19 protein-coding genes are annotated in these 24,812 nt (G+C 75.7%); 6 read left to right on the top strand and 13 right to left on the bottom strand.

Annotation, left to right across the window (positions count from 1 at the left end):
• Positions 1-70 precede the first annotated feature (70 nt).
• Complete coding sequence (locus ACF053_RS23240; RefSeq protein ID WP_391955691.1) at positions 71-1,117, bottom strand: glucose 1-dehydrogenase; 1,047 nt, start codon at positions 1,115-1,117, stop codon at positions 71-73.
• A gap of 801 nt (positions 1,118-1,918) precedes the next feature.
• On the opposite strand from ACF053_RS23240, the gene ACF053_RS23235 reads away from it, so the two are divergent.
• Complete coding sequence (locus ACF053_RS23235) at positions 1,919-2,932, top strand: 2-hydroxyacid dehydrogenase (RefSeq protein ID WP_391955690.1); 1,014 nt, start codon at positions 1,919-1,921, stop codon at positions 2,930-2,932.
• A 164-nt stretch (positions 2,933-3,096) separates the two neighbouring features.
• On the opposite strand, the gene ACF053_RS23230 is transcribed toward ACF053_RS23235, so the two are convergent.
• On the bottom strand, positions 3,097-4,074 hold the full coding sequence (locus ACF053_RS23230) for an Acg family FMN-binding oxidoreductase (protein ID WP_391955689.1): 978 nt from the start codon (positions 4,072-4,074) through the stop codon (positions 3,097-3,099).
• Between the two features lie 513 nt (positions 4,075-4,587).
• Between ACF053_RS23230 and ACF053_RS23225 the strand changes: the two genes are divergently transcribed.
• Together ACF053_RS23225 and ACF053_RS23220 are read left to right on the top strand one after the other, a co-directional pair.
• A complete protein-coding gene (locus ACF053_RS23225; protein ID WP_391955688.1) occupies positions 4,588-6,972 on the top strand; it encodes a phosphoketolase family protein in 2,385 nt (794 codons plus the stop codon).
• Between the two features lie 285 nt (positions 6,973-7,257).
• Positions 7,258-8,967, top strand: coding sequence for a sensor histidine kinase (locus ACF053_RS23220; RefSeq protein ID WP_391955755.1), 1,710 nt, complete (start codon positions 7,258-7,260; stop codon positions 8,965-8,967).
• Here ACF053_RS23220 and ACF053_RS23215 read toward each other — a convergent pair.
• Both ACF053_RS23215 and ACF053_RS23210 read right to left on the bottom strand, forming a co-directional pair.
• Positions 8,957-9,421, bottom strand: a complete 465-nt coding sequence (locus tag ACF053_RS23215) for a pyridoxamine 5'-phosphate oxidase family protein (RefSeq protein ID WP_391955754.1) — start codon at positions 9,419-9,421, stop codon at positions 8,957-8,959. The genes ACF053_RS23220 and ACF053_RS23215 overlap by 11 nt on opposite strands.
• A gap of 196 nt (positions 9,422-9,617) precedes the next feature.
• Positions 9,618-9,941, bottom strand: coding sequence for an STAS domain-containing protein (locus tag ACF053_RS23210; RefSeq protein WP_391955687.1), 324 nt, complete (start codon positions 9,939-9,941; stop codon positions 9,618-9,620).
• A 271-nt stretch (positions 9,942-10,212) separates the two neighbouring features.
• On the opposite strand from ACF053_RS23210, the gene ACF053_RS23205 reads away from it, so the two are divergent.
• Complete coding sequence (locus tag ACF053_RS23205) at positions 10,213-10,962, top strand: response regulator (protein WP_391955686.1); 750 nt, start codon at positions 10,213-10,215, stop codon at positions 10,960-10,962.
• A 126-nt stretch (positions 10,963-11,088) separates the two neighbouring features.
• Here ACF053_RS23205 and ACF053_RS23200 read toward each other — a convergent pair whose 3' ends face one another.
• On the bottom strand, positions 11,089-11,967 hold the full coding sequence (locus tag ACF053_RS23200; RefSeq protein ID WP_391955685.1) for a universal stress protein: 879 nt from the start codon (positions 11,965-11,967) through the stop codon (positions 11,089-11,091).
• A 271-nt stretch (positions 11,968-12,238) separates the two neighbouring features.
• Here ACF053_RS23200 and ACF053_RS23195 point away from each other — a divergent pair, with 271 nt between their 5' ends.
• Positions 12,239-13,129, top strand: coding sequence for a universal stress protein (locus ACF053_RS23195; protein WP_391955684.1), 891 nt, complete (start codon positions 12,239-12,241; stop codon positions 13,127-13,129).
• Between the two features lie 204 nt (positions 13,130-13,333).
• Here the strand turns inward: ACF053_RS23195 and ACF053_RS23190 are convergent, their stop codons facing one another.
• From ACF053_RS23190 to rhaI, 6 genes are all read right to left on the bottom strand, one after another.
• The gene (locus ACF053_RS23190) at positions 13,334-13,993 is read right to left on the bottom strand and encodes a LutC/YkgG family protein (protein ID WP_391955683.1); all 660 of its coding nucleotides are present in this window, start codon (positions 13,991-13,993) and stop codon (positions 13,334-13,336) included.
• Positions 13,990-15,459: a lactate utilization protein B gene (locus tag ACF053_RS23185; protein ID WP_391955682.1), complete on the bottom strand. Its 1,470-nt coding sequence runs from the start codon at positions 15,457-15,459 to the stop codon at positions 13,990-13,992. The genes ACF053_RS23190 and ACF053_RS23185 overlap by 4 nt, the downstream gene beginning before the upstream one ends.
• Positions 15,456-16,211: a (Fe-S)-binding protein gene (locus tag ACF053_RS23180; protein WP_391955681.1), complete on the bottom strand. Its 756-nt coding sequence runs from the start codon at positions 16,209-16,211 to the stop codon at positions 15,456-15,458. Before ACF053_RS23180 ends, ACF053_RS23185 begins: the two co-directional genes overlap by 4 nt.
• Before the next feature lie 74 nt (positions 16,212-16,285).
• Positions 16,286-17,686, bottom strand: coding sequence for a rhamnulokinase (locus ACF053_RS23175; protein WP_391955753.1), 1,401 nt, complete (start codon positions 17,684-17,686; stop codon positions 16,286-16,288).
• Positions 17,687-17,742: 56 nt separating this feature from the next.
• On the bottom strand, positions 17,743-19,794 hold the full coding sequence (locus ACF053_RS23170) for a bifunctional aldolase/short-chain dehydrogenase (protein WP_391955680.1): 2,052 nt from the start codon (positions 19,792-19,794) through the stop codon (positions 17,743-17,745).
• A gap of 225 nt (positions 19,795-20,019) precedes the next feature.
• Positions 20,020-21,189, bottom strand: coding sequence for an L-rhamnose isomerase (rhaI, locus tag ACF053_RS23165; RefSeq protein ID WP_391955679.1), 1,170 nt, complete (start codon positions 21,187-21,189; stop codon positions 20,020-20,022).
• Between the two features lie 142 nt (positions 21,190-21,331).
• Here rhaI and ACF053_RS23160 point away from each other — a divergent pair, with 142 nt between their 5' ends.
• Entirely contained in the window at positions 21,332-22,378 is a 1,047-nt protein-coding gene (locus ACF053_RS23160) for a LacI family DNA-binding transcriptional regulator (RefSeq protein ID WP_391955678.1), read from the top strand.
• Between the two features lie 225 nt (positions 22,379-22,603).
• Here ACF053_RS23160 and ACF053_RS23155 read toward each other — a convergent pair whose 3' ends face one another.
• Both ACF053_RS23155 and rox read right to left on the bottom strand, forming a co-directional pair.
• Positions 22,604-22,861: a fumarylacetoacetate hydrolase family protein gene (locus ACF053_RS23155; RefSeq protein WP_391955752.1), complete on the bottom strand. Its 258-nt coding sequence runs from the start codon at positions 22,859-22,861 to the stop codon at positions 22,604-22,606.
• A gap of 71 nt (positions 22,862-22,932) precedes the next feature.
• The gene (rox, locus tag ACF053_RS23150; RefSeq protein ID WP_391955677.1) at positions 22,933-24,429 is read right to left on the bottom strand and encodes a rifampin monooxygenase; all 1,497 of its coding nucleotides are present in this window, start codon (positions 24,427-24,429) and stop codon (positions 22,933-22,935) included.
• Between the last annotated feature and the right edge of the window lie 383 nt (positions 24,430-24,812).

Here is a 24,812-nt window from a genome sequence, read left to right as displayed (position 1 = left end):
GCCGAAGAACCCGCGCCGGCCGGCGCCCCGCTCGAGCGGTCCTCCCCGTCGGAGGATCCGGGGCCGTCCCCTACAGATCGATCACGACCTTGACGTCGTCCGGCTGCCGCCGGAACGCGTCGGGGGCGCTTTCGAGCGGCACCCGCCTGGTGATCAGGCGTTCCAGCCAGGTCGGATCGGCTTTGGCCAGCTCGTCGGCGGCCTGCCGGTAGTGCCGCAGGTTCGCGTTGACGGACCCGACCACGGCGTCGTTCTCCAGCACGATGTCCCTGTTGATCGAGCCGGCGTCCACGGTGATGCGGCGGCCGGCGGGCGACACGCCGGTCAGGCACACCACCCCGTACGAGGCGGTCCCGGTCAGCGCGGCGAGGACCAGGCCGCCGGCTCCGGTGGCTTCGATGATGACGTCCGGGCAGACCTTCTCGATCACCCGCGTGGCGTCCTCGGTGTGGTACACGGCACCCAGGTCCCGCACGAGCGCGGGCTTCGGCCCGTCGGTCACGCGGTCCAGGACGTGCACCTCCAGTCCGCGCTGCGTACCGAGCAGGGCGGCCAGCAGGCCGATCGGGCCGGCGCCGGTGACCAGGGCCCGCCGCGGCTCGAACCAGGAGCGCCGACCGACGCGCTCCACCTGCTCCCACGCCTTGGCCACGACGGAGGTGGGTTCCATGAGCACGCCGACGGGCTCCAGGTGCGGTTCGAGCCGTACCGCGTAGTCGCTCTCCACGCACCACAGCTCGGAGCCGTAGCCGTCGATCTCCTTGATGCCGCGCTCCGTGTAGCGGCCGTTGCGGCACATGTCGAACTCGCCGTGCGCGCAGGCGCCGCACGGTACCGGATCCGGTCGGCGCACCACCCCGGCGACCAGGTCGCCGGCCGCGAGGCCGCTGCCGGGGGCGGCCCGCTCCACGCGGCCCAGTGACTCGTGTCCGAGGACGAGCCGATCGCGCCCCGGCGGCGCCCATCCGTACTGGCCGTCCGCGATCTCGTGGTCCGTGCCGCAGACGCCCATCGCCAGGCCGCGGACGAGGACCTCCCCGTCCGCGGGGGAGGGGTCGGGGACCTGCCGCACCTCCAACGAGTCCTTCCGGCCGGGCCGTACGGTCAAGGCGCGCATGGGTCGTCCGCCTCCCTCTCCACTCGCTCGTCGTGTCCGTCCGTGCCGATCACGGCCGTCGGGCGCGGCGCCGCCGCCCCAGGACCCGCCGTCCGCGAGTCCGGTCCGTCCACCGGTCCGGTCGGTCCGGCGGGCGGGTGGTCGAGCGGCACGCCCAGCGGGACGTGTACCTGTTTCGGCGCCGAGTACGCACGCGCGCGGCCGCCGGACGGCTGCCGGGCCCGCGCGCACCGGCCGCGGTTCGTCCGGCGAACGTCCCACGGGGCCCTGCTCCTGCCGCTCCTGCACGCGCGGGGCTCAGCGCCTCCGGGCTTCGGCGTCGCCGTCGTGGCCGGCTCATGAGAAGGCCGGGACGATCGGGGAAGGCCGGGACGACCGGCCGAACACGCGGCACGCCGCCGCATGCGCCGGGGAGGCGTGCCGTACCCCCCGGACGATCCAGGCGGTGTCCGCCTCCCCCCCCGACTCCGTGTGCCGTCCGGCGATCGTCCCACCCGGGTGGGGGGCAGGACACTGCCGAACCCCGGCAGTCTTGCCGCGCGCCCCGTGCCGCTGCCGTGCGCCCGGGGCCCGCATCCGGCCGGGGCGACCGCCCGGGGACCGGCACGGAAGGGAGCGGGCACTCCGCGCGACCGGTGGCGGCCGGTGCCCCGCGTGCCGTAGGAAGGACAGTGGGCGGTCGTCCCGGCTGTGGCCCGCCCGCCGGGTCCCGGCCGCCGGTGGCCCCGCGCGGCGCCCACCGGCACGGGCAGGGCCGTCGGCGGAGCTGGGTCCGGGCGCGCGCGGGAGAGGAGCAGGGGCATGGTCGAGGTCGTCGCGTACGGGGTGGTCCCCGACGAGCGTCCACTGCTGGAGGCGGCGCTCGCCGACCGGCACCGGGTGCGGTGCCTCGACTTCTTCCTCGACGGGGACACCGCGTCGACGGCCGCCGGGTACGAGGTCGTGTGCAGCAGCGTGAACGACGTCCTGGACGCGAAGGTCCTCGGCGTCCTCCACGAGGGGGGCACGCGGATGGTCGTCCAGCGCTCCACCGGATACAACAACATCGACGTCGACGCGGCCCGCAGGATCGGCGTCGGCGTGGCCCGGGTGTCGTCCTACTCGCCGTACTCGGTGGCCGAGTTCGCCTGGGCGCTGGCCCTCGCGGTCGACCGCCGGCTGGTCCGGGCGACCGGGCGGACCCGGGAGTTCGACTTCCGCCTGACCGGTCTGATGGGCCGGGACCTCCACGGCCGGACCGTCGGCGTCCTCGGCACCGGCAAGATCGGCACGGCGTTCGCACGGATCGCCCACGGCTTCGGCATGCGGCTGCTCGGCTGGGACGTGACGGAGAACCCCGTGTGCCGGGAGCTGGGCATGGAGTACGTGGAGCGGGACCGCCTCTTCGCGGAGTCCGACCTGGTCAGCCTGCACGTACCGCTCGTCCCGCAGACCCACCACCTGGTGGACGCCGCCGCCCTCGCGCTCATGAAGCGGGACGCCATCCTGGTCAACACGGGCCGCGGCGGCCTCATCGACGCCCGCGCCCTGGTGGAGACCCTGCGCGACGGCCGCCTCGACGGCGTCGGGCTGGACGTCTACGAGGAGGAGGCGGGGGTCTTCTTCCTCGACAAGTCGCTGGAGGTGATGACGGACGACGTCCTCGCCCGCCTGATGACCTTCCGGAACGTGCTGATCACCTCCCACCAGGCGTACTTCACCCGGGACGCCGTCGGGCAGATCGTCGACACCACCGCCCGCAACATCGACGACTACCTCGCCGGGCGCACCGGCGACGACGTCCTGGTACCGCCGGGACCCGCCGGCCGCCGGTGACCCGCGGTCCGCGGACCGCCGCCTCCCGGTGACGGAGCCGGGTCCGTACCGGTGGTCGGGAGGTCCCCACCTTGGTCGTTCCGTACCGGTCAGGGCCGTACCCGTCGAGGGTCCGTGCCGGCCGGGCGGTCGGCAGGGGCCCGCCGGCGCGCACGGTCCGGCTCTCAGTCGACGTCCAGGACGTCCGACAGGGGCCGTCGCGGGCTCGCCGGGGCCTGCGGCCCGTAGCCGAGGCGGATCAGCATCTGCGGGAAGCCCGTCCCCGACACCGGATCGCGCAGGACCCAGCGCAGCTCCGGCCACTCGACGGCCTGCGAGTTGAGGGACGTGGAGAGCCCCTCCCGCGTCGCCCGCAGCAGGACCCGCTCCAGCGCCTGACCGGCACGCAGCCAGTCCTCCCTCCCGTCCTCCCGGGTGGCGAGGACCGCCAGGCAGGGCGACCGCTCGAAGACCGCGGACCCGCGGCCCTCGACCCGGCGGCCGGCGGCGAAGTCACGGACGGGCGCCCGTCCGTCGTGGCGCCGGGGGCCCAGGGCGTCGAGCGGGACCCCCTCCGTTCCCCGGCCGTCCGCGGAGCCGGTCCAGTGGGCGATCTCCTCCCGCACGCCGGGGGAGAGGGCCTCCGCGCGCTCGGCGTCCCCCACCAGGTCGAGAACCGCCCGGACCTGCCAGTCACCCGGCACGTCCAGGGTCGCCCCCTCGGCCCGGGCGGCCGCGCGCAACGCGTCGAGTACGGCCGCGGGGACGGCCTCGTCGCGGAACGGCTCCCTGCTCGTGTGGCGCCGCTCGATCGCCGGGTACAGCTCGGCGAGGCCGGCGTCGCCACCGGACCGGACGAAGGTCACCCGGGCCAGGACCTCCGGGTCGGTGGTCTCCGGTACCAGCCGGACCCGCGCCTCCCAGCCGGCGTGCGCCGCCGCGACCCGCAGGTTGAACAGCGCCGCGCCGCAGCCGACGTGCAGCCCGCGCGTCGTCGGGTCGGTGTGGGGCAGCGTCCGTGCGGGGTCACTGCGCAGCGACAGCGTCCCGTCGCGCTCGCCGTACCGGAACTGCCAGGGCTGGACGTTGTGCATGGACGGCGCCAGGGTGGCGTCGGTGACCCAGGAGGCCACGGACGTCGTGTCGGGTGTACGGGTCGGCATCGGAGCCACCTCCGAGGAGCGCGGTCAGGTCGGGGACGGCGGTCCGGGCGACCGGACCCGCACGGGGACCCCGGCCCGCCCGGAGGGACGCCCTTCCGGGTCACGCTCCCAGCGTCGCCACCCGGCGCGGCCACGGGCAGGGGCCGAGCGGGTCCCCGCCGGGGGCCGAAGGTCCCCGGCGCGGGGGCGTGCGGGGTGGGCCGGGTGAGCCGGGCCCCGCGGTGGACCCGCCGTCCGCGGGTCGTCCGTCCGCGGTGGTCCCCCGGTCCGCCGGGGGGGCCACGGATGGCCCATCCGGCCCTTCTCACCGCCGCGCGGCCCGTGTCACGGTGCCTGCGCGCGGTACACGGACGACCATGGGCCCCCGGGGCCGGGCCGCGCGGAGGACCGCGGCCCGGCGCGTCCGCGCCGTGCGGGGACGCGCTCTACGACGGCGCCACGACACGCGCCCCCGGAACGGGACGCCCCCGCAGGGCCGGTTCGCCGGCCGCCCCCTCACGAGACGGAGGAAGCATGCGCAAGGACGAGCGTCCGGACGGCGCCCCGCTGACCGACGAGGAACTCGCCGCGGTCGACGCCCACTGGAGGGCGGCCAACTACCTGTCGGTCGGGCAGATCTACCTCATGGACAACCCGCTGCTGAGGAAGCCGCTGGAACCGGCGCACATCAAGCCGCGGCTGCTGGGCCACTGGGGCACGTCCCCGGGTCTCAACCTCGTGTACACCCACCTCAACCGGGTGATCCGGCTTCGCGGTCTCGACGCCCTGTGCGTCTGGGGCCCCGGACACGGCGGTCCGGCGGTGCTCGCCAACTCCTGGCTCGAAGGCAGTTACACCGAGACGTACCCCGACGTGAGCCGGGACGAGGCCGGCATGGCGCGGCTGTTCCGCCAGTTCTCCTTCCCCGGCGGGGTGCCGAGCCACGTCGCGCCGGAGACCCCCGGCTCCATCCACGAGGGCGGCGAACTCGGCTACGCGCTCTCCCACGCGTACGGTGCCGCGCTCGACAACCCCGACCTCCTCGTCGCGTGCGTCATCGGCGACGGCGAGGCGGAGACCGGGCCGCTCGCCGCCTCCTGGCACTCCAACAAGTTCCTCGACCCGGTCCGGGACGGAGCCGTCCTGCCCGTCCTCCACCTCAACGGCTACAAGATCGCCAACCCGACCGTGCTCGCCCGGCTCCCGGAGGCGGAGCTCGACGAGTTGCTGCGCGGGTACGGACACGACCCCCTGTACGTCGCCGGCGACGACCCGCACCAGGTGCACCGGGCCATGGCGGCCGCGATGGACACGGCGGTCGACCGCATCCGGCGGGTCCAGCGGGAGGCCCGCGACGGCGGAGGGGGCGGGCGCCCCCGGTGGCCCGTGATCGTCCTGCGCACCCCCAAGGGCTGGACGGGCCCCGTCGAGGTGGACGGCCTGCCCGTCGAAGGCACCTGGCGCGCGCACCAGGTGCCCCTGCCCGGCGTCCGCGACGATCCGGCGCACCGCGAGCAGCTGGAGGCGTGGCTGCGCTCCTACCGCCCCGAGGAACTCTTCGACGAGGACGGCCGGCCCCGGCCGCGGGTGCTCGACTGCGTCCCGGACGGCGAACGGCGGCTGGGCGCGACGCGCCACGCCAACGGCGGCCTGCTCGTCCGTGACCTGCCCGTCCCGCCCCTCGACCGCTTCGCCGTGGCGGTGGACCGGCCGGGCCGGACGCGGCACGAGCCGACCCGGGTCCTCGGGGACCTGTTGGAGGCCGTGATGGCGGCCACCGCCGACCGCCGCGACTTCCGGCTCGTCGGACCCGACGAGACCGCCTCCAACCGCCTCCAGGCGGTGTACGGGGCGAGCGGCAAGGCGTGGCAGGAGTCCGTCCTCGACACCGACGAGCACCTCGACCGGCACGGCCGCGTCATGGAGATCCTCTCCGAACACACCTGCCAGGGCTGGCTGGAGGGGTACCTGCTCACCGGCCGCCACGGGCTGTTCTCCTGCTACGAGGCGTTCGTCCACATCGTCGACTCCATGGTCAACCAGCACATCAAGTGGCTCAGGACCTCCCGCGCCCTGCACTGGCGCGCCCCGGTCGCCTCCCTCAACTACCTCCTGACCTCCCACGTCTGGCGCCAGGACCACAACGGCTTCTCCCACCAGGACCCCGGCTTCGTCGACCACGTCCTCAACAAGAGCCCCGAGGTCGTCCGCGTCTACCTGCCGCCGGACGCCAACACCCTGCTGTCCGTCGCCGACCACGCGCTGCGCAGCCGCGACCACGTCAACGTGATCGTCGCCGGCAAGCAGCCCTGCCTGGACCTCCTCTCCCTGGACGACGCCCGCGCCCACTGCGCCCGCGGCGCCGGGGTGTGGGCCTGGGCGGGCAGCGAGGACGGCACGCGCGAGCCCGACGTGGTCCTCGCCTGCGCCGGCGACGTACCCACCGAGGAGGTCCTGGCGGCGGTCACCCTGCTGCGGCGCCACCTGCCCGGGCTCGTGGTCCGGGTGGTGAACGTGGTCGACATGACCCGGCTCATGCCGCGGGAGGAGCACCCGCACGGGATGTCCGACGCCGAGTACGACGCCCTGTTCACCCCGGACAAGCCGGTGATCTTCGCCTACCACGGCTACCCCTGGCTGGTGCACCGCCTGGCCTACCGCCGCACCGGCCACCCGCACCTGCACGTGCGCGGGTACAAGGAGGTGGGCACCACCACGACCCCCTTCGACATGGTCGTCCGCAACGACCTCGACCGGTACCGGCTCGTGATGGACGTCATCGACCGCGTCCCCGGCCTCGGCGTACGCGCCGCCGGGGTCCGGCAGGCCATGGTCGACGCGCGCGGCCGCCACCACGCCTGGATCCGGGAACACGGCACGGACATGCCCGAGGTCGCCGACTGGACGTGGGCCGGCTGAGCCCTCCCGGCCGCGGGCCCGACGGCCCTGCGCCTCCTGCGTTCCCCGCACCCCCCGCACCCCCGGCATCCCCGGCATCCCTGCGTCCCCTGCGTCCCTCGCGTCCCGCGTCCGCCCCCCCCGCACCCCCGGGCTCGCCACGGCCCTCCGCCCCGGCTGCCGGGGGCGCGGGGGGTCGCGCACGGGGCACCGTCGCACCGCGCGTGCGGCCGATAGGCTGACGGTGTGGAGCGGAAGGCCGAGGTCAGGAGGGTGACCGTGAGCGTGGAGGAGCCGCTGTCGCGGATGCCCCAGATGCGGCTCGACGAGTTGCTGGAGGAGCTCCAGGCGCGCATCAACGCGGCCCGGGGCACTCGGGACCGGGTGCACAGCCTGCTGGAGGCCGTCGTCTCGGTGGGCCGGGAGCTGGACCTCTCGCAGGTGCTGCGGCGCATCGTGGAGGCCGCCGCGCTGCTGGTCGACGCGCAGTACGGCGCGTTGGGGGTGATCGGGCCGGACGGGCGGAGGCTCTCGCAGTTCCTCACGGTCGGGTTGACGGACGCGGACATCGCCAGGATCGGTCCCCTGCCGGCGGGGCACGGCATCCTGGGCGAGCTGATCCGCAACCCGGAGCCGTTGCGTCTGGGGGACCTCGGCGCCCACCACGCGTCGTACGGCTTCCCCGCTCACCACCCGCCGATGCGGACCTTCCTGGGCGTGCCGATCCGGGTGCGGGACGAGGTGTTCGGCAACCTCTACCTGACGGACAAGCACGGCGGTGTGGAGTTCGACGCCGAGGACGAGTCGGTGATCTCCACGCTGTCGGTGGCCGCGGGTGTGGCGATCGACAACGCGCGGCTGTACGAGGCGTCGCAGCGCCAGCAGCGGTGGCTGGAGGCGAACGCGGAGATCACCCACAGTCTGCTCTCCGGCAGCCCGCGCCTGGCGGTGCTGGAGCTGATCGCCCGCAGGGCCCAGGAGATCACGGGGGCGGCGCTCGCGGACGTGTCCGTGCCCGTGACGGGGACGGACGACCTGGTGGTCGAGCTGGCCATCGGCGCGGGCGGCGAGACGCGGCGCGGCCTGGTGGTCCCGGTGGAGGGCACCTTGTCCGGTGCCGCCTACCGGGCCGGCGCGCCCGTGGCCACGACTGGTCTCGCGGCGGACGACCGGTACGCGGCGGGGCCGCGCCGCTTCGACGGCCTGGGGCCGGCGGTCGCCGTTCCCCTGAGGTCGGGCGCCAAGGGCATGCGGGGTGTGTTGCTGCTGGCCCGGCAGCAGGGAGAGCCCGTCTTCAGCGAAGGGGAGAGGGAGCCGTTGCTCGCCTTCGCGGGGCAGGCGGCGCTCGCCTTGGAACTGGCCGAACGGCGCAGTGACGCCGAGCAGTTGGCGTTGTTGGAGGACCGGGACCGCATCGCCCGCGATCTGCACGACCTGGCCATCCAGCGGTTGTTCGCGACGGGGATGACGCTGCAGAGCGCGGCGCGGCTGGTGCAGCACGAGGGTGCGGCGGAGCGGGTCTCGCGGGCGGTGGGGGACCTGGACGAGACCATCAAGATCATCCGCTCGACGATCTTCGGTCTGCGGGCCCGTGAGGAGGACGCGGGGCCGAGTCTGCGCGCGCGGGTGGCCCGGGCGGTGGGGGACGCGGCGACGACGCTGGGGTTCCCGCCCCGGCTGAGCATGGAGGGGCTGTTGGACACGGACGTGTCGCCCCTGGTGGCCGATCACGTCGTGGCGGCCCTGACCGAGCTGTTGAGCAACGCCGCCCGCCACGCGCACGGCACCCGCGTGGAGATCGCGGTGCGGGCCACCGCCGACGAGGTGGTCCTCACCGTGGCGGACGACGGCCGGGGGATCCCCGCCGACGGCCGGCGCAGCGGCCTGGGCAACCTCGACGAGCGGGCCCGCGGCGTGGGCGGCACGCTGACGATCGAGCGCCCCGACGACGGCGGCAGCCGACTCGTGTGGCGAGCGCCGATCACCGCCGGCCGCACCGGGTCCGCTACGGGGTGAGCCGCAGGCCCGTCACCAGGTCCGGCCGGATGCGCAGCGCGGCGTTCATGGCGGGGTGGTGTGCCCACGGGCGCAGACGGGCGGCGAAGCGCGCGAGGTCGGCGTCGTCGGTGACCCGGTGGGCGTACCCGGTGACCACCACGCTCCAGCCGACGTGCGTGTCGGGGTCGATGACGTCCGCCTCGTAGGCCACCACGATGCCGGGGGCATCCGGGGGCGCCACCAGGGAGGCGAGCGTCGCACCGTCGTGCAGCCGCACGATGACGTCCTCGCCGTCCATGAGGTGGTTGACCGGGCGGACGGCCGGCAGGGCGTGCTGCGTGAAGACGATGCGCCCGAGGGTGACGGTGCCGAGCAGCCGCAGGGCCTCGGCGCGGTCCAGCCGGGCCACGCGCCGGGGCGCGACCGCCTCGTGGCGTACGTCCACCGTCGGGTGCGTGGCCTGGTCGTTCATGATGCCCACCTTCAGCTCCGTGCTCGTCTCGGGCACCCGGGTGCCCCACGCCAGCGTCCTGCGCGCCCCCGGCGGCGCACCAGGGCCGAACGGTCCCGTGCGCGGTGGCCGGATTCCCGTTGGTCCCGACGGCTCGCGCCCGACCTCCCGTTCGTCCCGCCGGCACCTGCCCGCCGGCACCTGCCCGCCGGTGCCGTCAGGCGAAGGAGCAGGACATCGCGCGGTCCACGCCCAGGGCGCGCAGGACCCGCGCGGGAAGCCGCTGGACGCGGCAGAGGCGCAGGCGCACACCCGCCGCCGTGCAGCGCCGGTGCGTGCGGAGCAGGAGCGCGGCGCCGGAGCTGTCGCAGAAGGTGACGCCCGCGAGGTCGAGGAGCAGTTCGCGCTCCCCGTCCCCCGTGAGCCGGGCCAGCGTCGGCTCGATGCACGCGGCGGTGTACAGGTCCAGTTCCCCGGCCAGGGCCACGGCCACCGTGCTGGGGCCCGTCGGCGTCGTGGTCAGGCTGATCGGAGTCGTCATGGCGGCACCCTCTCTCCGTACGGGCCGCGCCCGGGAGCCTGTTCGCCCCGGCCGCGCCGGTGTACGCAGTCCACCAGGCGGCCCGCCGGGCGCGACAGGCCCGTCGGGTCCCTGCCGCGGGGGCCGAAGGTCCCTCCCCGCCGCGCGGGGCCGGCGGAGGGCGGCGTACGGTCGAACCGGGACGTACGGCCCTGGTCCCGGCTCCGGCGTGCGGGGGAGGATGCGGGGGGATCCGCCCGCGGCGGAGGACACGGCGAACACGGAGAGTGCGATGACGGAGAGCGGCGACGGCCCGAGGGAGAAGGATCCGGTCAGGGTCTTCCTCCTGGACGACCACGAGGTGGTGCGCCGGGGTGTGCACGATCTGCTGGACGCGGAGCCCGACCTGACCGTGGTGGGGGAGGCCGGCACGGCCGAGCAGGCGCTCGCGCGGGTGCCGGCGCTGCGTCCGCAGGTGGCGGTCCTGGACGTGCGTCTGCCGGACGGGGACGGGGTGAGCGTCTGCCGGGAGCTGCGTTCCCGCATGCCCGACCTGGCGTGCCTGATGTTGACGTCGTTCGACGACGAGGAGGCGTTGCTCGACGCGATCATGGCGGGTGCGTCGGGGTACGTGCTGAAGCAGATCACCGGCACCGACCTGGTCACCGCCGTGCGCACGGTCGCCTCGGGGCAGTCGATGCTGGACCCCGGCGCCACGGCGCGGGTGATGGCCCGGCTGCGGGGCGGCGCCCCCCGGCAGCAGGAGGAGCCGCAGGGGCTGTCGGGCCTGACGGATCGTGAGCGGGAGATCCTCGCCCTGGTGGGGGAGGGGCTGACCAACCGTGAGATCGGCAAGCGGCTCTACCTGGCGGAGAAGACGGTCAAGAACAACATCTCCCGGCTGCTCGCCAAGCTGGGCGTCGAACGCCGCGTGCAGGCCGCCGTCATCGCCACCCAGGCCCTGGCCGCCCCCGACGACCGGGGCGGCCGAGGCGGCCAGGGCGGCCAGGCGACGGGACGCGGGGGCCTCCCGCACCGCTGAGCGCTCGGCGGGACGGCGACCCCGACCGGTACGGCGGCCGCGGAGTACGGCGACCCGGGAGTACGACGGTCGCGGACGGGCCCGTCGGGCAGGGCCTCGAACCCTCGCCCGGCGGGCCCGGGCCCGTCAGTCGTGCGGTACGACCGCGACGGGGCAGGGGGCGTGGTGCAGCGCGGCGTGGGCGACCGACCCGATGCGGGTCCCGACGGGGCCGCGGCGCGCCCTGCGGCCGACGACGAGCAACTGCGCGTCCGACAGGGCCGACAGGAGCACCTGCCCGGCGCTGCCGAGCTCGACGTGCTCGGTGACCGGGACGTCCGGGTACCGCTCCCGCCACGGGGCGAGCGCCTCCGCCAGCGCCTTCTCCTCGAACGGCTCCAGCCCGCCGGCCTCGTCCGCGAGGCGCGTGGAGCCGGGGCTGTAGGCGTAGATCGACGGCAGGCTCCAGGCCCGGACCGCCCGTACGGTCGCGCCGCGCGCGGCCGCGGCCTCGAAGGCGAAGCCGAGGACCGCGGCGCTGTCCTCCGCCGTGCCCTGCTGGCCCACGACGACCTCGCCCCCCGTCGACCGGAGCGCCTGCGCGTCCCGGTCCCCGGCCCGCACGGACACCACGGGCCGCTCGGCGGCGGCGATCACCTGCTGCCCGTACGAGCCGAGGAGGAAGCCGACGAGCGCCCCGTACCCCCGGGAACCGAGCGCCAGCACATCGGCCGCCGCGGCCTCCCGCAGCAGCGCGGCGACGGCCGTGTCGTGCACGACCTCGGCGGAGACGGCGAGGTCCGGGTACAGGCCGGTGACCCGCGTCCGCGCCGCCCGCAGCACTGCCTCGGCCGACTCGGCCTGCGTCTCCCTGTCCTGCACCAGGGGCACGTCCAGCGGCTGCCAGAGCCAGGCGTGGACGACGCGCAGCGGCACCCCGCGCAGCGCGGCCTCGTGCGCCGCCCAGTCGGCCGCGGCCAGGCTCTCCTCGGATCCGTCCACTCCTACGGCGATGGCGCGGGTCATGGGGGTGCCTCCATACGGTTCGACGGGCGCGGCCGCTCCGGCCGGGCTCTCGGTGCCTCCAGCATCCCCCCGGGCGGGGCCGTCCGCCGAGGGCCGACCGGCCCTCGGCGGACGGCCGGTCGGGCCACCACGCGGGGGCCTCCCCGGCCCCGTGCGGGTGGGGACCACCGTCCCCCGGCAGGGACCTGTGGCCCCCTGTGCCGGCGGCCCGGACCGAGCACTGTGGGACGTGCAGTCCCGTCCCCGTCCCGTCCTCCCGAGGAGCCCCGCCATGTCCCACACCGTCACCGTCGGCCTCGACGGGTCCCGGGAAAGCCTCGCCGCCGTGGACTGGGCCGCCGCGGAGGCACTGTGCCGGGCGGTGCCGCTGCGCCTGCTCCAGGCGTGGGGCGACGACGACGACCCGCGCACCCGCCTGGTCGACCCGGCGACGGCCCGCGGCTGGGGCGAGCGCACGCTCGGTGCGGCCGAGAGGCGGCTGCGCCGGCGCCACGCCGGTCTCGACGTCGAGACGGAGTGGACCTCCGGCGACCCGGTCGAGGCGCTGTGCGCCGCCGGCGACGAGGCCGAGCTGCTGGTGCTGGGCTCCCGGGGGCTGGGCGCCCTTTCGGGCTTCCTCGCCGGGTCCGTCTCGCTGGCCGTGCTCGCCCGCACCCGGCGCCCCGTCGTCCTGGTCCGCCCGCACGACCGCCCGGCGGCGGGCGAGGGCGGTGCGGCGCCCGTGCCCGGCCCGGCCGGGGACGTCGTCATCGGCCTGGACGCGTCCCGTCCGGGCGACGAGGTGCTCGCCTTCGGCTTCGCCGCGGCCGACCGGTACGGCTGCGGGGTGCGGGTGCTGCACAGCTGGGCCGTGCCGACGCTCTACGGGCCCGACGTGACGGGGGCCCTGCCGATGCTGCTGACGGAGGTCGACCGGGACGCGCGCCGGGCGCTCGACGAGGCGCTGGCGCCGTGGACGGACAAGTACCCCGGCGTGCCCGTCGTCCGCGCGTGCCGCCGGGGCCGGCCGGCGCAGGACCTCGCGGAGGCCGCGCGGGACGCCCGGCTGGTCGTGGTGGGCCGCAAGAACCGGCGCACGCGGGTCGGCGGCCACATCGGGGCCGTCACCCACGCCGTCCTCCACCACAGTCCGGCCCCCGTCGCGGTCGTGCCGCACGACTGACCGCGGCGCCCGCGGGCAAGGCCGGTCGCGACCGGTACGGGGGGGCGACGCCCACGCACCGGCCGGCGGGGCCGGCCCGACGGACGACTCGGCGAGGCCGGCCCGGCTGCCGCAGCCGACGGGACCGGCCCCGCTGCCCACCACGGCGAGGCCCCGCGGGCCCGCCGGGGCCGACCGGCCCGTGGGGTCCGGCCGCCGGACCGGTCAGCCGTCCCGGTCCCCCGTGACCAGGACGACGTCGAGACGGCGCGGGCCGTGGACGCCCTCGACGCGGTCGAGCTCGATGTCGCTGGTGGCCGACGGCCCGGAGATCCAGGTCAGCGGACGCGTCGGATCGAGGCGGGCGAGGGCCTGCGACACGGAGGAGACGACCTGGTCGGGGACGCGGACCACGCAGACGTGGTGGTCGGGGACGAGCGTGATGCGCCGCCTGCCCTGGTCGGGCCCGCCGTCGAGGACGATCGTGCCCGTCTCCGCGACGGCCAGCGCGCACCCGGTGACCACGCTGTCCACGGCGTCCGTCTCCCGCGCCGTCGACTCCTCCCGGTCGTGCACCCGGGTCGCGTCCACCGCCGCCAGCCAGGAGGTCGGCAGCGCCGGCGGCACCAGCACCGACGCCGCGCCCCGGGCCGCGAGGAGCCGCGCCAGCAGCTCCGGCAGGCCCTCCCGCGCGACGCGGTGCACGACCGCCCGGTACTCGGCGAGGTTGTGGGCCAGCAGGTCGACCCTCTCCCCGTCGCTCAGCTCGCCGTGCACCCGCGCGTACGCGCGCTCCACCGGCACGTCCTGCGGCCGCTCGCCGCGCGGCACGTCGGCCAGGGCGCGGCGCACCCGGGCCAGGACCCGTTCCCTGTCGCCGCTCATCGCGCGCCTCCCCGCGTCCGCTGCCACCAGTCCCGGAACGACTCCGCCGGCACGTCCGGCAGCGCGCGGCTGTCCGTCCACGCCCGCCCGGGGCCCGGCAGCCGCCGGGGGTGCCACCGGCGGGTGCGGGCGGCCAGGCGCTGCCCGGCACGCAGGGCCGCCGGGTGGTCGAACACCCAGCGCGCGGCGCGCATCGCGGCCCGTTCCGCCGCGTGGCCCTTCGCCGGCCGCAGGGTGACCCGTACGCCGCGCCGTGTCGCCTCGCCGCCCTCGACGACCCGTTCACGCAGGTGCACGAGGACTTCGGGGATGTCGATGGCGACGGGGCAGACGTCGTAGCAGGCGCCGCAGAGGGTGGAGGCGTAGGGGAGGGAGGCGTCGAGCGGCGTGGTCGTGCCGCGGAGTTGCGGAGTGAGGATCGCGCCGATGGGGCCCGGGTAGGTCGAGCCGTAGGCGTGGCCGCCGGCGCGTTCGTAGACGGGGCAAACGTTGAGGCAGGCGGAGCAGCGGATGCAGCGCAGGGCCTGGCGGCCGACGGTGTCGGCGAGGGCGTCGGTGCGGCCGTTGTCGAGGAGGACGAGGTGGAAGGCGCGGGGGCCGTCGCCGTCGGTGGTGCCGGTCCAGGTGCTGGTGTAGGGGTTCATGCGCTCGGCGGTGGAGGAGCGGGGGAGGAGCTGGAGGAAGACCTCCAGGTCCTGCCAGGTGGGGACGGTCTTCTCGATGCCCACGACGGAGATGAGGGTCTCGGGGAGGGTCAGGCACATGCGGCCGTTGCCCTCGGACTCGACGACGACGAGGGTGCCGGTCTCGGCGACCATGAAGTTGGCGCCCGAGACGGCGACCTTGGCACGGAGGAACTTCTCGCGCAGGTGGAGGCGGGCCGCTTCGGCGAGGTCGGCGGGGGCGTCGGTGAGGTCGTCGGGCGCGGGACGGCCCCAGTCGGCCATGTGCCGGGTGAAGATGTCGCGGATCTCGGTGCGGTTGCGGTGGATGGCGGGGACGAGGATGTGGGACGGGCGGTCCTCGCCGAGCTGCACGATGAGTTCGGCGAGGTCGGTCTCGTAGGAGCGGATGCCCGCCGCGGCGAGGGCTTCGTTGAGGCCGATCTCCTGCGTGACCATCGACTTGACCTTGACGACCTCGGTCTCGCCGGTCGCCCTCACCAGGTCGGTGACGATGCGGTTCGCCGCGGCGGCGTCGGCCGCCCAGTGCACCGTCCCGCCCGCCGCGGTGACGGCCCGCTCCAGCCGCACCAGGTAGTGGTCGAGGTGGCGCAGGGTGCGGTCCTTGATCTGCCTGCCGGCCTCGCGGAGTTCGGCCCAGTCGTCGAGTTCGGCGACGGCGGCGGCGCGCTTGTCGCGGATGGTGCGGGTGGCGTGCCGCAGGTTCGCGCGCAGGGTCCCGTCGCGCACCGCCTGCCGGGCCGCCTGCGGGAACGACGGCATGCCGAGGTGCGTACCGCTCATGCGCGGGCCTCCTGTGCGGTGCTCGCGAGGATCTCGGCGATGTGCACCGGCCGGACCCCGGCCCCCATGCGGCGGATCATGCCGCCGAGGTGCAGCAGGCAGGAGTTGTCGGCCGCGCACAGGGCGTCCGCACCGGTGGAGGCGGCGTGGCGCACCTTGTCCGCGCCCATCGCCGCGGAGACGTCGGCGTTCTTCACGGCGAACGTGCCGCCGAAGCCGCAGCACTCCTCGGCACCGGGCAGTTCCACGAGCCGCAGCCCCCGCACGGCCCGCAGCAGCCGGTACGGCCGGTCCGCCAGGCCGAGACCGCGCAACCCGTGGCACGTCGGATGGTAGGTCACGGTGTGCGGGTAGTACGCGCCCACGTCCGTGACGCCCAGGACGTCCACGAGGAACTCCGTCAGTTCGTACGTCTTCGGGACGACGGGCGCGACGGCGAGGGCGAGCCCGTCCCCGCGGCCCTCCGCCCGTGCCCGCTCGCCCATGCGCGGGTACAGCTCGCGCACCATCGCCGCGCAGGAGCCCGACGGGGTGACCACCGCGTCGTGGCCGCCGAACACCTCGGCGAACCGGCGGGCGAGCGGCTCCGCCTGGCGCCGGTACCCGGTGTTGTACTGCGGCTGCCCGCAACACGTCTGCGCCGCGGGGAAGTCGACGTCGACGCCCAGCCGGGACAGGAGCCCCACCACGGCACGGCCCGTGCCCGGATGGAGCGCGTCGTTGACACAGGTGAGGAAGAGGGCGACACGCATCGCGGCTCCTTCGGTCTCGATCGGTGGGGCTCCGGGGTGGGCACGCTGTCAGGACTCGTACCCACCCGGAGGTATCACGGCCGGGTCCGCCCGGCGACCCGTCGGGCCGCCGCGTCCCACGCGGCCCCCTCGCCCGAGGGCTCGTACCGGCGCAGCGGCTGCGTGCGGGCGACGAGCCCGCGCATCGCGACCCGGTCGCCGACGAGGCCGTGCGCGCGCGCCTGGACGAGGACGTTGCCGAGCGCGGCCGCTTCGGCCGGGCCCGCGACGACGGGCAGTCCGCACGCGTCGGCCGTGAGCCGGCACAGCAGGGCGTTGCGGGCGGCGCCGCCGACCACGTACACCACGTCGACCGGGTGGTCGGCGAGCCGCTGCGCCTCCTCGACCGCCCGGCGGTGGGCCAGCGCGAGCGAGTCGAGGAGGCAGCGGGTCGTCTCCCCGCGCGTCGAGGGGACCGGCTGGCCCGTGGACCGGCACGCGTCGGCGATCCGCTCCGGCATCCGGCCCGGCGGGAGGAACGCGGGGTCCGACGCGTCCACCACCGACCGCAGGCCCGGCACCGCGGCCGCCTCCCGCAGCAGGGCGCCGACGTCGTCCTCGTCCCAGGCGCGCATGCACTCCTGGAGCAGCCACAGGCCCGTGATGTTGCGCAGGTAGCGGACGGTGCCGTCGAGCCCGAGTTCGTTGGTGAAGTTCGCGGCCCTGCTCGCCGCCGTCAGGACCGGCGCGTCGAGTTCCAGCCCGACCAGCGACCAGGTGCCCGTGCAGATGTAGGCGAAGCGTTCGCCGTCGCGGGCCGGTACGGCGACCACGGCGGATGCGGTGTCGTGCGACGCCACGGTCGTGACCGGTACGGGGTCCGCCCGGCCGAGGTGCTCCCGCACGTGCGGCAGGAGCGTCCCGGCCGGATCGCCGGGGTGCCGGAGCGGCGCGAACAGACCGAGGTCGATGTCGAACGCCTCCGCCACGTCGGCCGCCCAGCGGCCCGTGCGCGGGTCGAGCAGCTGGGTCGTCGACGCGTTGGTCACCTCTGTGCCCGCCTCGCCCGTCAGCCAGTACGTGATCAGGTCGGGCACCAGCAGCAGACGCCGCGCGGCGGCGAACTGGGCGCCGTCCCGGGCGGCCAGCAGCTGGTGCAGGGTGTTGAACGGGGCGTCCTGGACGCCGGTCCGGGCGTACAGCCGCTCCGCCGGGACCGTCCGCCGGGCCCGCGCCGCCACGCCCTCGGTACGGGCGTCCCGGTAGTGCGCCGGGGGGCCGAGGAGGTGCCCGTCGGCGTCGAGCAGGCCGTAGTCGACGGCCCAGCCGTCGATGCCGACGGACTTGACCGGACCGGCGGCGCGCAGCCCGTCCAGGACGCCCGCGTACAGGGCGAGGACGTCCCACCGCAGCCCCTCGGGCAGCCGGGCCGGCCGGTTGACGAACCGCGCAACCTCGGTGAGGCCCAGGTCGTCGGGTGTGACGCTGCCGACCATGACGCGTCCGCTGCTCGCTCCGAGGTCGACCGCCGCGAACGCCGTCGCAGCCCCGCTCACCGCAGGAACGCGGCGGCGACGCCGGCGTCGACGGGCACGTGCAGCCCGGTGGTGTGGGTCAGGTCGCCGCCGGTCAGGGCGAACACCGCGTTCGCCACGTGCTCGGGCAGCACCTCGCGCTTCAGGAGGGTGCGCCGGGCGTAGAACGCGCCGAGATCCTCCTCCGCGATGCCGTACGTCGCGGCGCGCCGGGCGCCCCAGCCGCCGGCGAAGATGCCGGATCCGCGCACGACCCCGTCGGGGTTGACGCCGTTGACGCGGATGCCGTGCTCGCCCAGCTCGGCGGCGAGCAGCCGGACCTGGTGCGCCTGGTCGGCCTTGGTGGCGGAGTAGGCGATGTTGTCCGGGCCGGCGACGACGGCGTTCTTGGAGACGACGTAGACGATGTCGCCCCCCAGGCCCTGCGCGGTCATGATCCGCGCGGCCTCCCGCGAGACGAGGAAGGAGCCCCGGGCCATGACGGCGTGCTGGACGTCCCAGTCCCGCGCCGTCGTCTCCAGGAGCGGCTTGGAGATCGAGATGCCGGCGTTGTTGACGACGAGGTCCACGCCGCCGAAGGCGAGCACCGCGCTCTCGAACGCCGCGCCGACCGCCTCCTCGTCGGTGACGTCGACCGTGACCGGCACGGCGGTGTCGGGGCCGCCGAGCTCCTCGGCGACGGCCGCGGCGCTGCGGGCGTCGACGTCGGCGACGACCACGCACGCGCCCTCGGCGGCCAGCCGGTGGGCGACGGCCCTGCCGATGCCGCTGCCGGCGCCCGTCACCAGGGCGACCCGCGTCGCGAGGGGCTTGGGCTCCGGCATGCGCCGGAGCTTGGCCTCCTCCAACTCCCAGTACTCGATGCGGAACTTCTCCGCCTCCTCGATCGGCGCGTACGTCGACACCGCCTCGGCGCCGCGCATCACGTTGATCGCGTTCACGTAGAACTCGCCCGCCACCCGCGCCGTCTGCTTGTCCCGGCCGAAGGAGAACATGCCGACGCCGGGGACGAGGACGATCGCCGGGTCGGCGCCGCGCATCGCGGGGGAGCCGGGGGCGGCGTGCCGGGTGTAGTAGGCCGTGTACTCGTCGCGGTACGCGGCGTGCAGTTCCGCCAGCCGGCCGACCGCGGCCTCCAGGGGCGCCGTGGCGGGGAGGTCCAGGACCAGGGGCCGCACCTTGGTCCGCAGGAAGTGGTCGGGGCAGGAGGTGCCGAGCGCCGCCAGGCGCGGGTGCCCGGCCCGGGAGAGGAAGTCCAGCACGACGTCCGTGTCGGTGAAGTGGCCGACCTGGGGCCGGTCGTGGGAGGCGAGCGCCCGGACGTACGGGGCGAGCGCGGCGGCCCGCGCCCGCCGCTCGGCCGGCGGGAGCGCCCCGTACCCCTGGAGGACCGGGCCGAACGGCTCGGGGCGGCCGCGCTCGGCGAGGAAGGCCTCGGCGGTGCGGATGATGTACAGGGAGTTCGCCTCGCACTCCTCCGAGGTGTCACCCCAGGCCGTGATGCCGTGCCCGCCGAGCACGCATCCGACGGCCTGCGGGTGGGCCTCCTTGACCGCGGCGATGTCCAGGCCGAGCTGGAAGCCGGGCCGGCGCCACGGCACCCACACGACGCGGTCGCCGAAGCACGCGGCGGTCAGCTCCTCCCCGTCGGCCGCGCAGGCCAGGGCGATGCCGGAATCGGGGTGCAGGTGGTCGACGTGCGCCGCCTCGACCAGGCCGTGCATCGCGGTGTCGATCGACGGGGCGGCGCCGCCCCTGCCGTGGAGGCAGTGGTCGAAGGCGGCGACCATCTCGTCCTCCCGCTCGGCCCCCGGGTAGGTGTCCCGCAGCGACCGCAGTCGGTCGAGCCGCAGCACCGCGAGGCCGGACGCGGTGAGCGTGGCGAGGTCACCGCCCGATCCCTTCACCCACAGCAGGTCGACGTCCGTACCGGTCACGGGGTCCGTGCCGGTGCCCTTCGCCGAGGTGTTGCCGCCGGCGTGGTTGGTGTTGCGCGGATCCGCGCCCAGGCGGTGCGAACGGGCCAGGAGGGCGTCCGGCGCGGGAGGCGGGGGGAGGGCGGAAGACATGCATCGTCCTTCGAGACGTGGCGAACGCGGGGGAGGGGGAGAGAGGGAGGGAGGCGAGCCGTCGCGAGCGGGGTGGAGGCGGGGCGCGGCCGTGGGCGGGGCGCGGCCGTGGGTGGCGCGGGGCCGTGGGCGGGGCGGCTCCGGGACGGGAGGGAGTCGGGGCGGGACGCCGCCGTGCGGGAGGGGGCCGCGCGCGGAGGGTCCGGGGGACGGCGTGGAGCGCGGTCAGGCGCCCCAGCCCGCCGGTGTGCCGCCGACCCGCTCCTCGGCGATCCTGCGGGCCCAGCCCGAGCGGGCGTAGGCGGCGAGGGGGTCGGGGTCGAGGCCGCACTCCTCGCGGGCCTCGGCGAGCAGCGGGCGCACGTCCGTGGCGTAGGCGTCCATCAGCACGGCGTTGGCCCCCAGGACGTCGCCGTCCCGCTGGGCGGCGGCGAGTGCCCCGCGGTCCACCAGCAGCGCCTTCGCGGTGGCCTCCTGGACGTTCATCACGGAGCGGATGACCGCGGGGATCTTCGCCTCCACGTTGTGGCACTGGTCGAGCATGAAGGCCACGCCGGCCGCCGGCTCCAGACCCCCGCCCCGGACCACCTCGTACATGATCCGGAACAGCTGGAAGGGATCCGCCGCGCCCGCCATCAGGTCGTCGTCGGCGTAGAAGCGCGAGTTGAAGTCGAAGCCGCCGAGCCTCCCCTCGCGCAGCAGCGCGGCGACGATGAACTCGATGTTCGTACCGGGCGCGTGGTGCCCGGTGTCCACCACGACCCGGGCCCGCGGGCCCAGTTTCAGGCAGTGGGCGTAGGCGGTGCCCCAGTCGGGGACGTCCGTGGCGTAGAAGGCGGGCTCGAAGAACTTGTACTCCAGGAGCATCCGCTGCTCCCCGCCCAGCCGGTCGTACACCTCCCGCAGCGCGTCGGCGAGCCGGTCCTGGCGCGCGCGGACGTCGTCCTGGCCGGGGTAGTTGGTGCCGTCCGCGAACCACAGCTTCAGGTCCCGGGAGCCCGTCTCGTCCATGACGTCGACGCAGGCCAGGAGGTGGTCCACAGCCTTGCGGCGGACCTTCGCGTCGGGGTGGCAGACGCTGCCGAGCCGGTAGTCGTCGTCCTGGAACGTGTTGGAGTTGACGGTGCCGAGGCGCAGGCCGCGCTCCCGGGCGTACGCGGCGAGGGCCGCGTAGTCCTCCACCCGGTCCCACGGGATGTGCAGGGCCACCGTGGGCGCGACGCCGGTGAACTCCTGCACCTTCGCCGCGTCGTCCAGCTTCTCCCGGGGCGTCCGGGGGACGCCGGGCTGGGTGAACACCTTGAACCGGGTGCCGGAGTCGCCGTAGGCCCAGGAGGGCGTCTCGACGGTCTGGGCCTTCAGGGCGGCCTTCACGGCCTCCCGCACATCAGTCATGAGCCACCTCGGGGCGCGCCGCGACCACGGCTGTATGAATCGTTTCACTGACCGTAGGGTCGGGTCTCGTCGAGCGTCAAGAGGTCGCACCGGCCGTCTGCTGAAAGGATTCAGGCAGGCCGGTGGCGGGCGGCCGCTTAGGATGACGGCCGCGGACACCGGAGCGGACGGGACGGACATGGCGGCGGGCATCAAGGACGTGGCACGGGAGGCCGGGGTCTCCGTGGGCACGGTGTCGAACGTGATCAACCGGCCGGACCGCGTGTCCGACGAGGTCAGGGCACGCGTGCACGCCGCGATCCGGAGCCTCGGGTACGTGCGCAGCGAGTCGGCCCGCCAGCTCCGGGCCGGCCGGAGCCGCATGCTGGGCCTGCTCGTCATGGACACCGCCAACCCGTTCTTCGCGGCGCTGGCGCGCGGAGCCGAGGACGTGGCGCGACGGGCGGACCTCGGGGTCATGGTGTGCAACAGCGCGGAGGACGTCTCCGCCGAGGAGTCCTACGTGTCCCTCTTCGCGGAACAACGGGTCAGGGGCGCCCTGCTCGCCACCACCGACCCGGCCGGAACCCCCTGGCGCCTGCTCGGCCGGCAGGGCATCCCGTTCGTCCTGGTGGACCGCGTGGTCGACGAGGCCGAGGCGTGCTCCGTGGCGGTGGACGACGTGGCGGGCGGCCTCCTCGCCGGGCGGCACCTCCTCGACGCCGGGCACCGGCGGGTCGCGTACGTCCGCGGCCCCGACCGACTGCAGCAGGTGCGGGACCGGCGCACGGGCCTCCTCCGCGCCCTGGAGGAGGCGGGCGGCACCGCGGACGACCTCGTCGAGCTGGACGTCGACCGTCTCGACGTCGGCGCCGGCCGGGACGCGGGCGCGCGGCTCCTCGGACTCGCGCCCCGGCCCACCGCCGTCTTCTGCGCCAACGACCTCCTGGCGCTCGGCCTCCTCCAGACGGTCCACGCGGCGGGGGTCCGGGTCCCCGAGGAGCTCGCGGTCGTCGGGTACGACGACATCGAGTTCGCCGAGGCGTCCCTGATCCCGCTCACCTCCGTCCGGCAGCCCGCCGCGGAGATGGGCCGCCTGGCGACGGAGCTGCTGCTGGAGGAGAGCGGGGCCGCGCCGGAGGACCACCGGCACCGCCGGATCGTCCTCCAGCCGGAGCTCGTGGTGCGCCGGTCCAGCCTCGGCCGCTGACCCCCGCCCCTCGGCGCGCCCCACGCCGCGGCCGGAGCGGCCCCGACGGCCCCGACGGCCCCGACGGAGCGGCCTCCGACGGAGCCGACCCCGGTGGTCGCCCTGCCCGGAGCGGCCCCCGGACGGCCGGTCGCCGTGCCCGAGCGCGTCCCTCGCCGTACTCCGGGGGGCGTCACGGCACCGCCGCTCGGCCGCGCCCCGCGGCCCGTCGCGCGGCCCGTGCCGTCAGCCCCGCCGACGCCCAGGGCGCCGCGCGTGGGGGGTGGCGCGGAAGGCGTCGACGCCGACTTCGAGCCGGCCGACCCGTTCGATCCCCACCACCACGCGGTCCCCGTGTCCGAGCGGCCCCACGCCGGCCGGCGTCCCCGTCGCGATCGCGCCACTGGGATGCGGCGTGTCACCGGGGTGCGGCGTCATGACGGAGGAGGCGTACGCGACCGGATCCCGCACGCCGGAGACGAGGTCCGCCGTGCCGGCGGGCAGCGGTCCCGCAGCCTCGGCTGACCGCCCTCAGGACCGGCGGGCAGCGGTCCCGCAGCCTCGGCTGACCGCCCTCAGGACTGGCGGCCCTCGCCGTCGTCCCGGTGGGCGCGGGGGCGGGAGGGCCCGTCCGGGTCGCCCGCGGCGCCGAACCACCGGGACAGCCCGTCGAGCAGGTCCCGCGGGTCGTCGCCGACCCACGCCACGTGGCCGTCCGGCCGCAGCAGCACCGCCGGCACGTCCGGTTCCCCGCCGGCGTCGACGACGTGGTGGACCCGGTCCTCCCAACCCTCCACCGAGAGCCGCCCGCCGGTCCGGTCCAGCAGGAGTCCGCGGCCGTCGTGCATCAGCTCGTACAGGCGGCCCCGCGCCAGCCGCACGTCCCGCAGCCGCCGGCCGAGGAGCTCGTGGCCCCCGCCGAGGTCGTAGCGCACGTCGACCGCGGTGATCATCCCGGTCACGTACCGGTTCACCTCCTCGACGTCCATCAGCCGCGCGAACAGCTCCCGCAGGGCGGTCGCGCCGGGACCGTCCCCCAGCAGCGTCATCTGGGCGCGGGTGTTGGCGAGCACGCCCGCGCCCACCGGGTGCCGTTCGGCGTGGTAGCTGTCCAGCAGGCCCTCCGGGGCCCGGCCGCTCACCTCGGCGGCCAGCTTCCAGCCGAGGTTGAACGCGTCCTGGATGCCGAGGTTCAGCCCCTGCCCGCCGGTCGGCGGGTGGATGTGCGCCGCGTCGCCCGCCAGCAGCACCCGGCCGACCCGGTAGCGCTCTGCCTGCCGGGTGGCGTCGCCGAACCGGGACAGCCAGCGCGGCGAGTGCGCGCCGAAGTCCGTCCCGGCGACGGCCCGCAGCCGTTGCCGGAACTCCTCCAGGGTCGGCGCGGCCGTACGGTCCTCCGCCACCCCCTCGGCGGGCACCACGACGCGGTACACCCCCGCCTGGCCGTCCACGTCGGGAACGGCCCCGAACCGCAGCTGCGTCCTGCGGACGTCCTCGACGACCGCCGCGACCCTCGCCGGGTCCTCGGCGAGTTCCATGTCGCCCAGCAGCGTCTCCACCGTGGCGGGCTCACCGGGGAACCCGACGCCCAGCAGCCTGCGCACCGTGCTGCGGCCGCCGTCGCACCCGACGAGGTAGCGCGCGCGCAGACGGGTGCCGTCCGCCAGGACCACGGTCACCCCGTCCCCGTCCTGCGCCAGCCCGACCACGTCGTGACCGCGGCGGAGCTCGGCGCCGAGCTCGCGGGCCCGCTCGCCGAGCAGCCGCTCGGTGACCGCCTGCGGGGTGGCGAGGCCGTACGGGTGGGCCGTGTCCAACCGGTCCGGCCACGGTGTGAGGATGCCGCCGAAGAGGCCGCCGACCCGGAACTTCTCACTGACCGCGAGGAAGCGCTCCAGCAGGCCGCGCTGGTCCATCAGCTCGACGCTGCGCGCGTGCAGACCGCGTCCCCGGGACTGCGTGGTCGGCTCGGTCAGCCGCTCCAGCACCACCACGCGCATCCCGGCGAGCCGCAGTTCACAGGCGAGCATCAACCCGGTCGGCCCGCCGCCGACCACGATCACATCGATCATCAGGACCCCCATGAGACGAGACGCCATGTCGCCCGGCCGCCGATGCGGCCGGCCCCCCTTGCCGACGGGAAGCCGCATACCTCGCGGCTCGGTCATTTCGGCTGGTTCCGGCTGAGGTCCGTCATTCTGCGGGACGACGGGGGCCTTGCCGCAAGGCCCCCGGTGCGCTATACGTTGAGAGTGGCAAGGAGTCGGTGACCTCCTTGCCTTTGTCTTTGCCCCTCGTCCTCATCGCGCCGACAACCGGGTCCCGCCGACAACCGCGCCCCGCTGGTTCCCGCGCCCCGCTGGTGTCCCGGCTCCCGGTGTCCCGGGCGCCGCTGCGCCGGGCCGTGTTGCGGACCCGGCCCCGCTGCGGGCCGGTACGTCGGCCGTGAGCCCGC

This window comes from Streptomyces kanasensis, from assembly GCF_043077165.1.
GTDB lineage: Bacteria > Actinomycetota > Actinomycetes > Streptomycetales > Streptomycetaceae > Streptomyces > Streptomyces changanensis.
The sequence above is the reverse complement of the archived record's forward strand: the minus strand, read 5'-3'. Positions and strand labels throughout refer to the sequence as shown.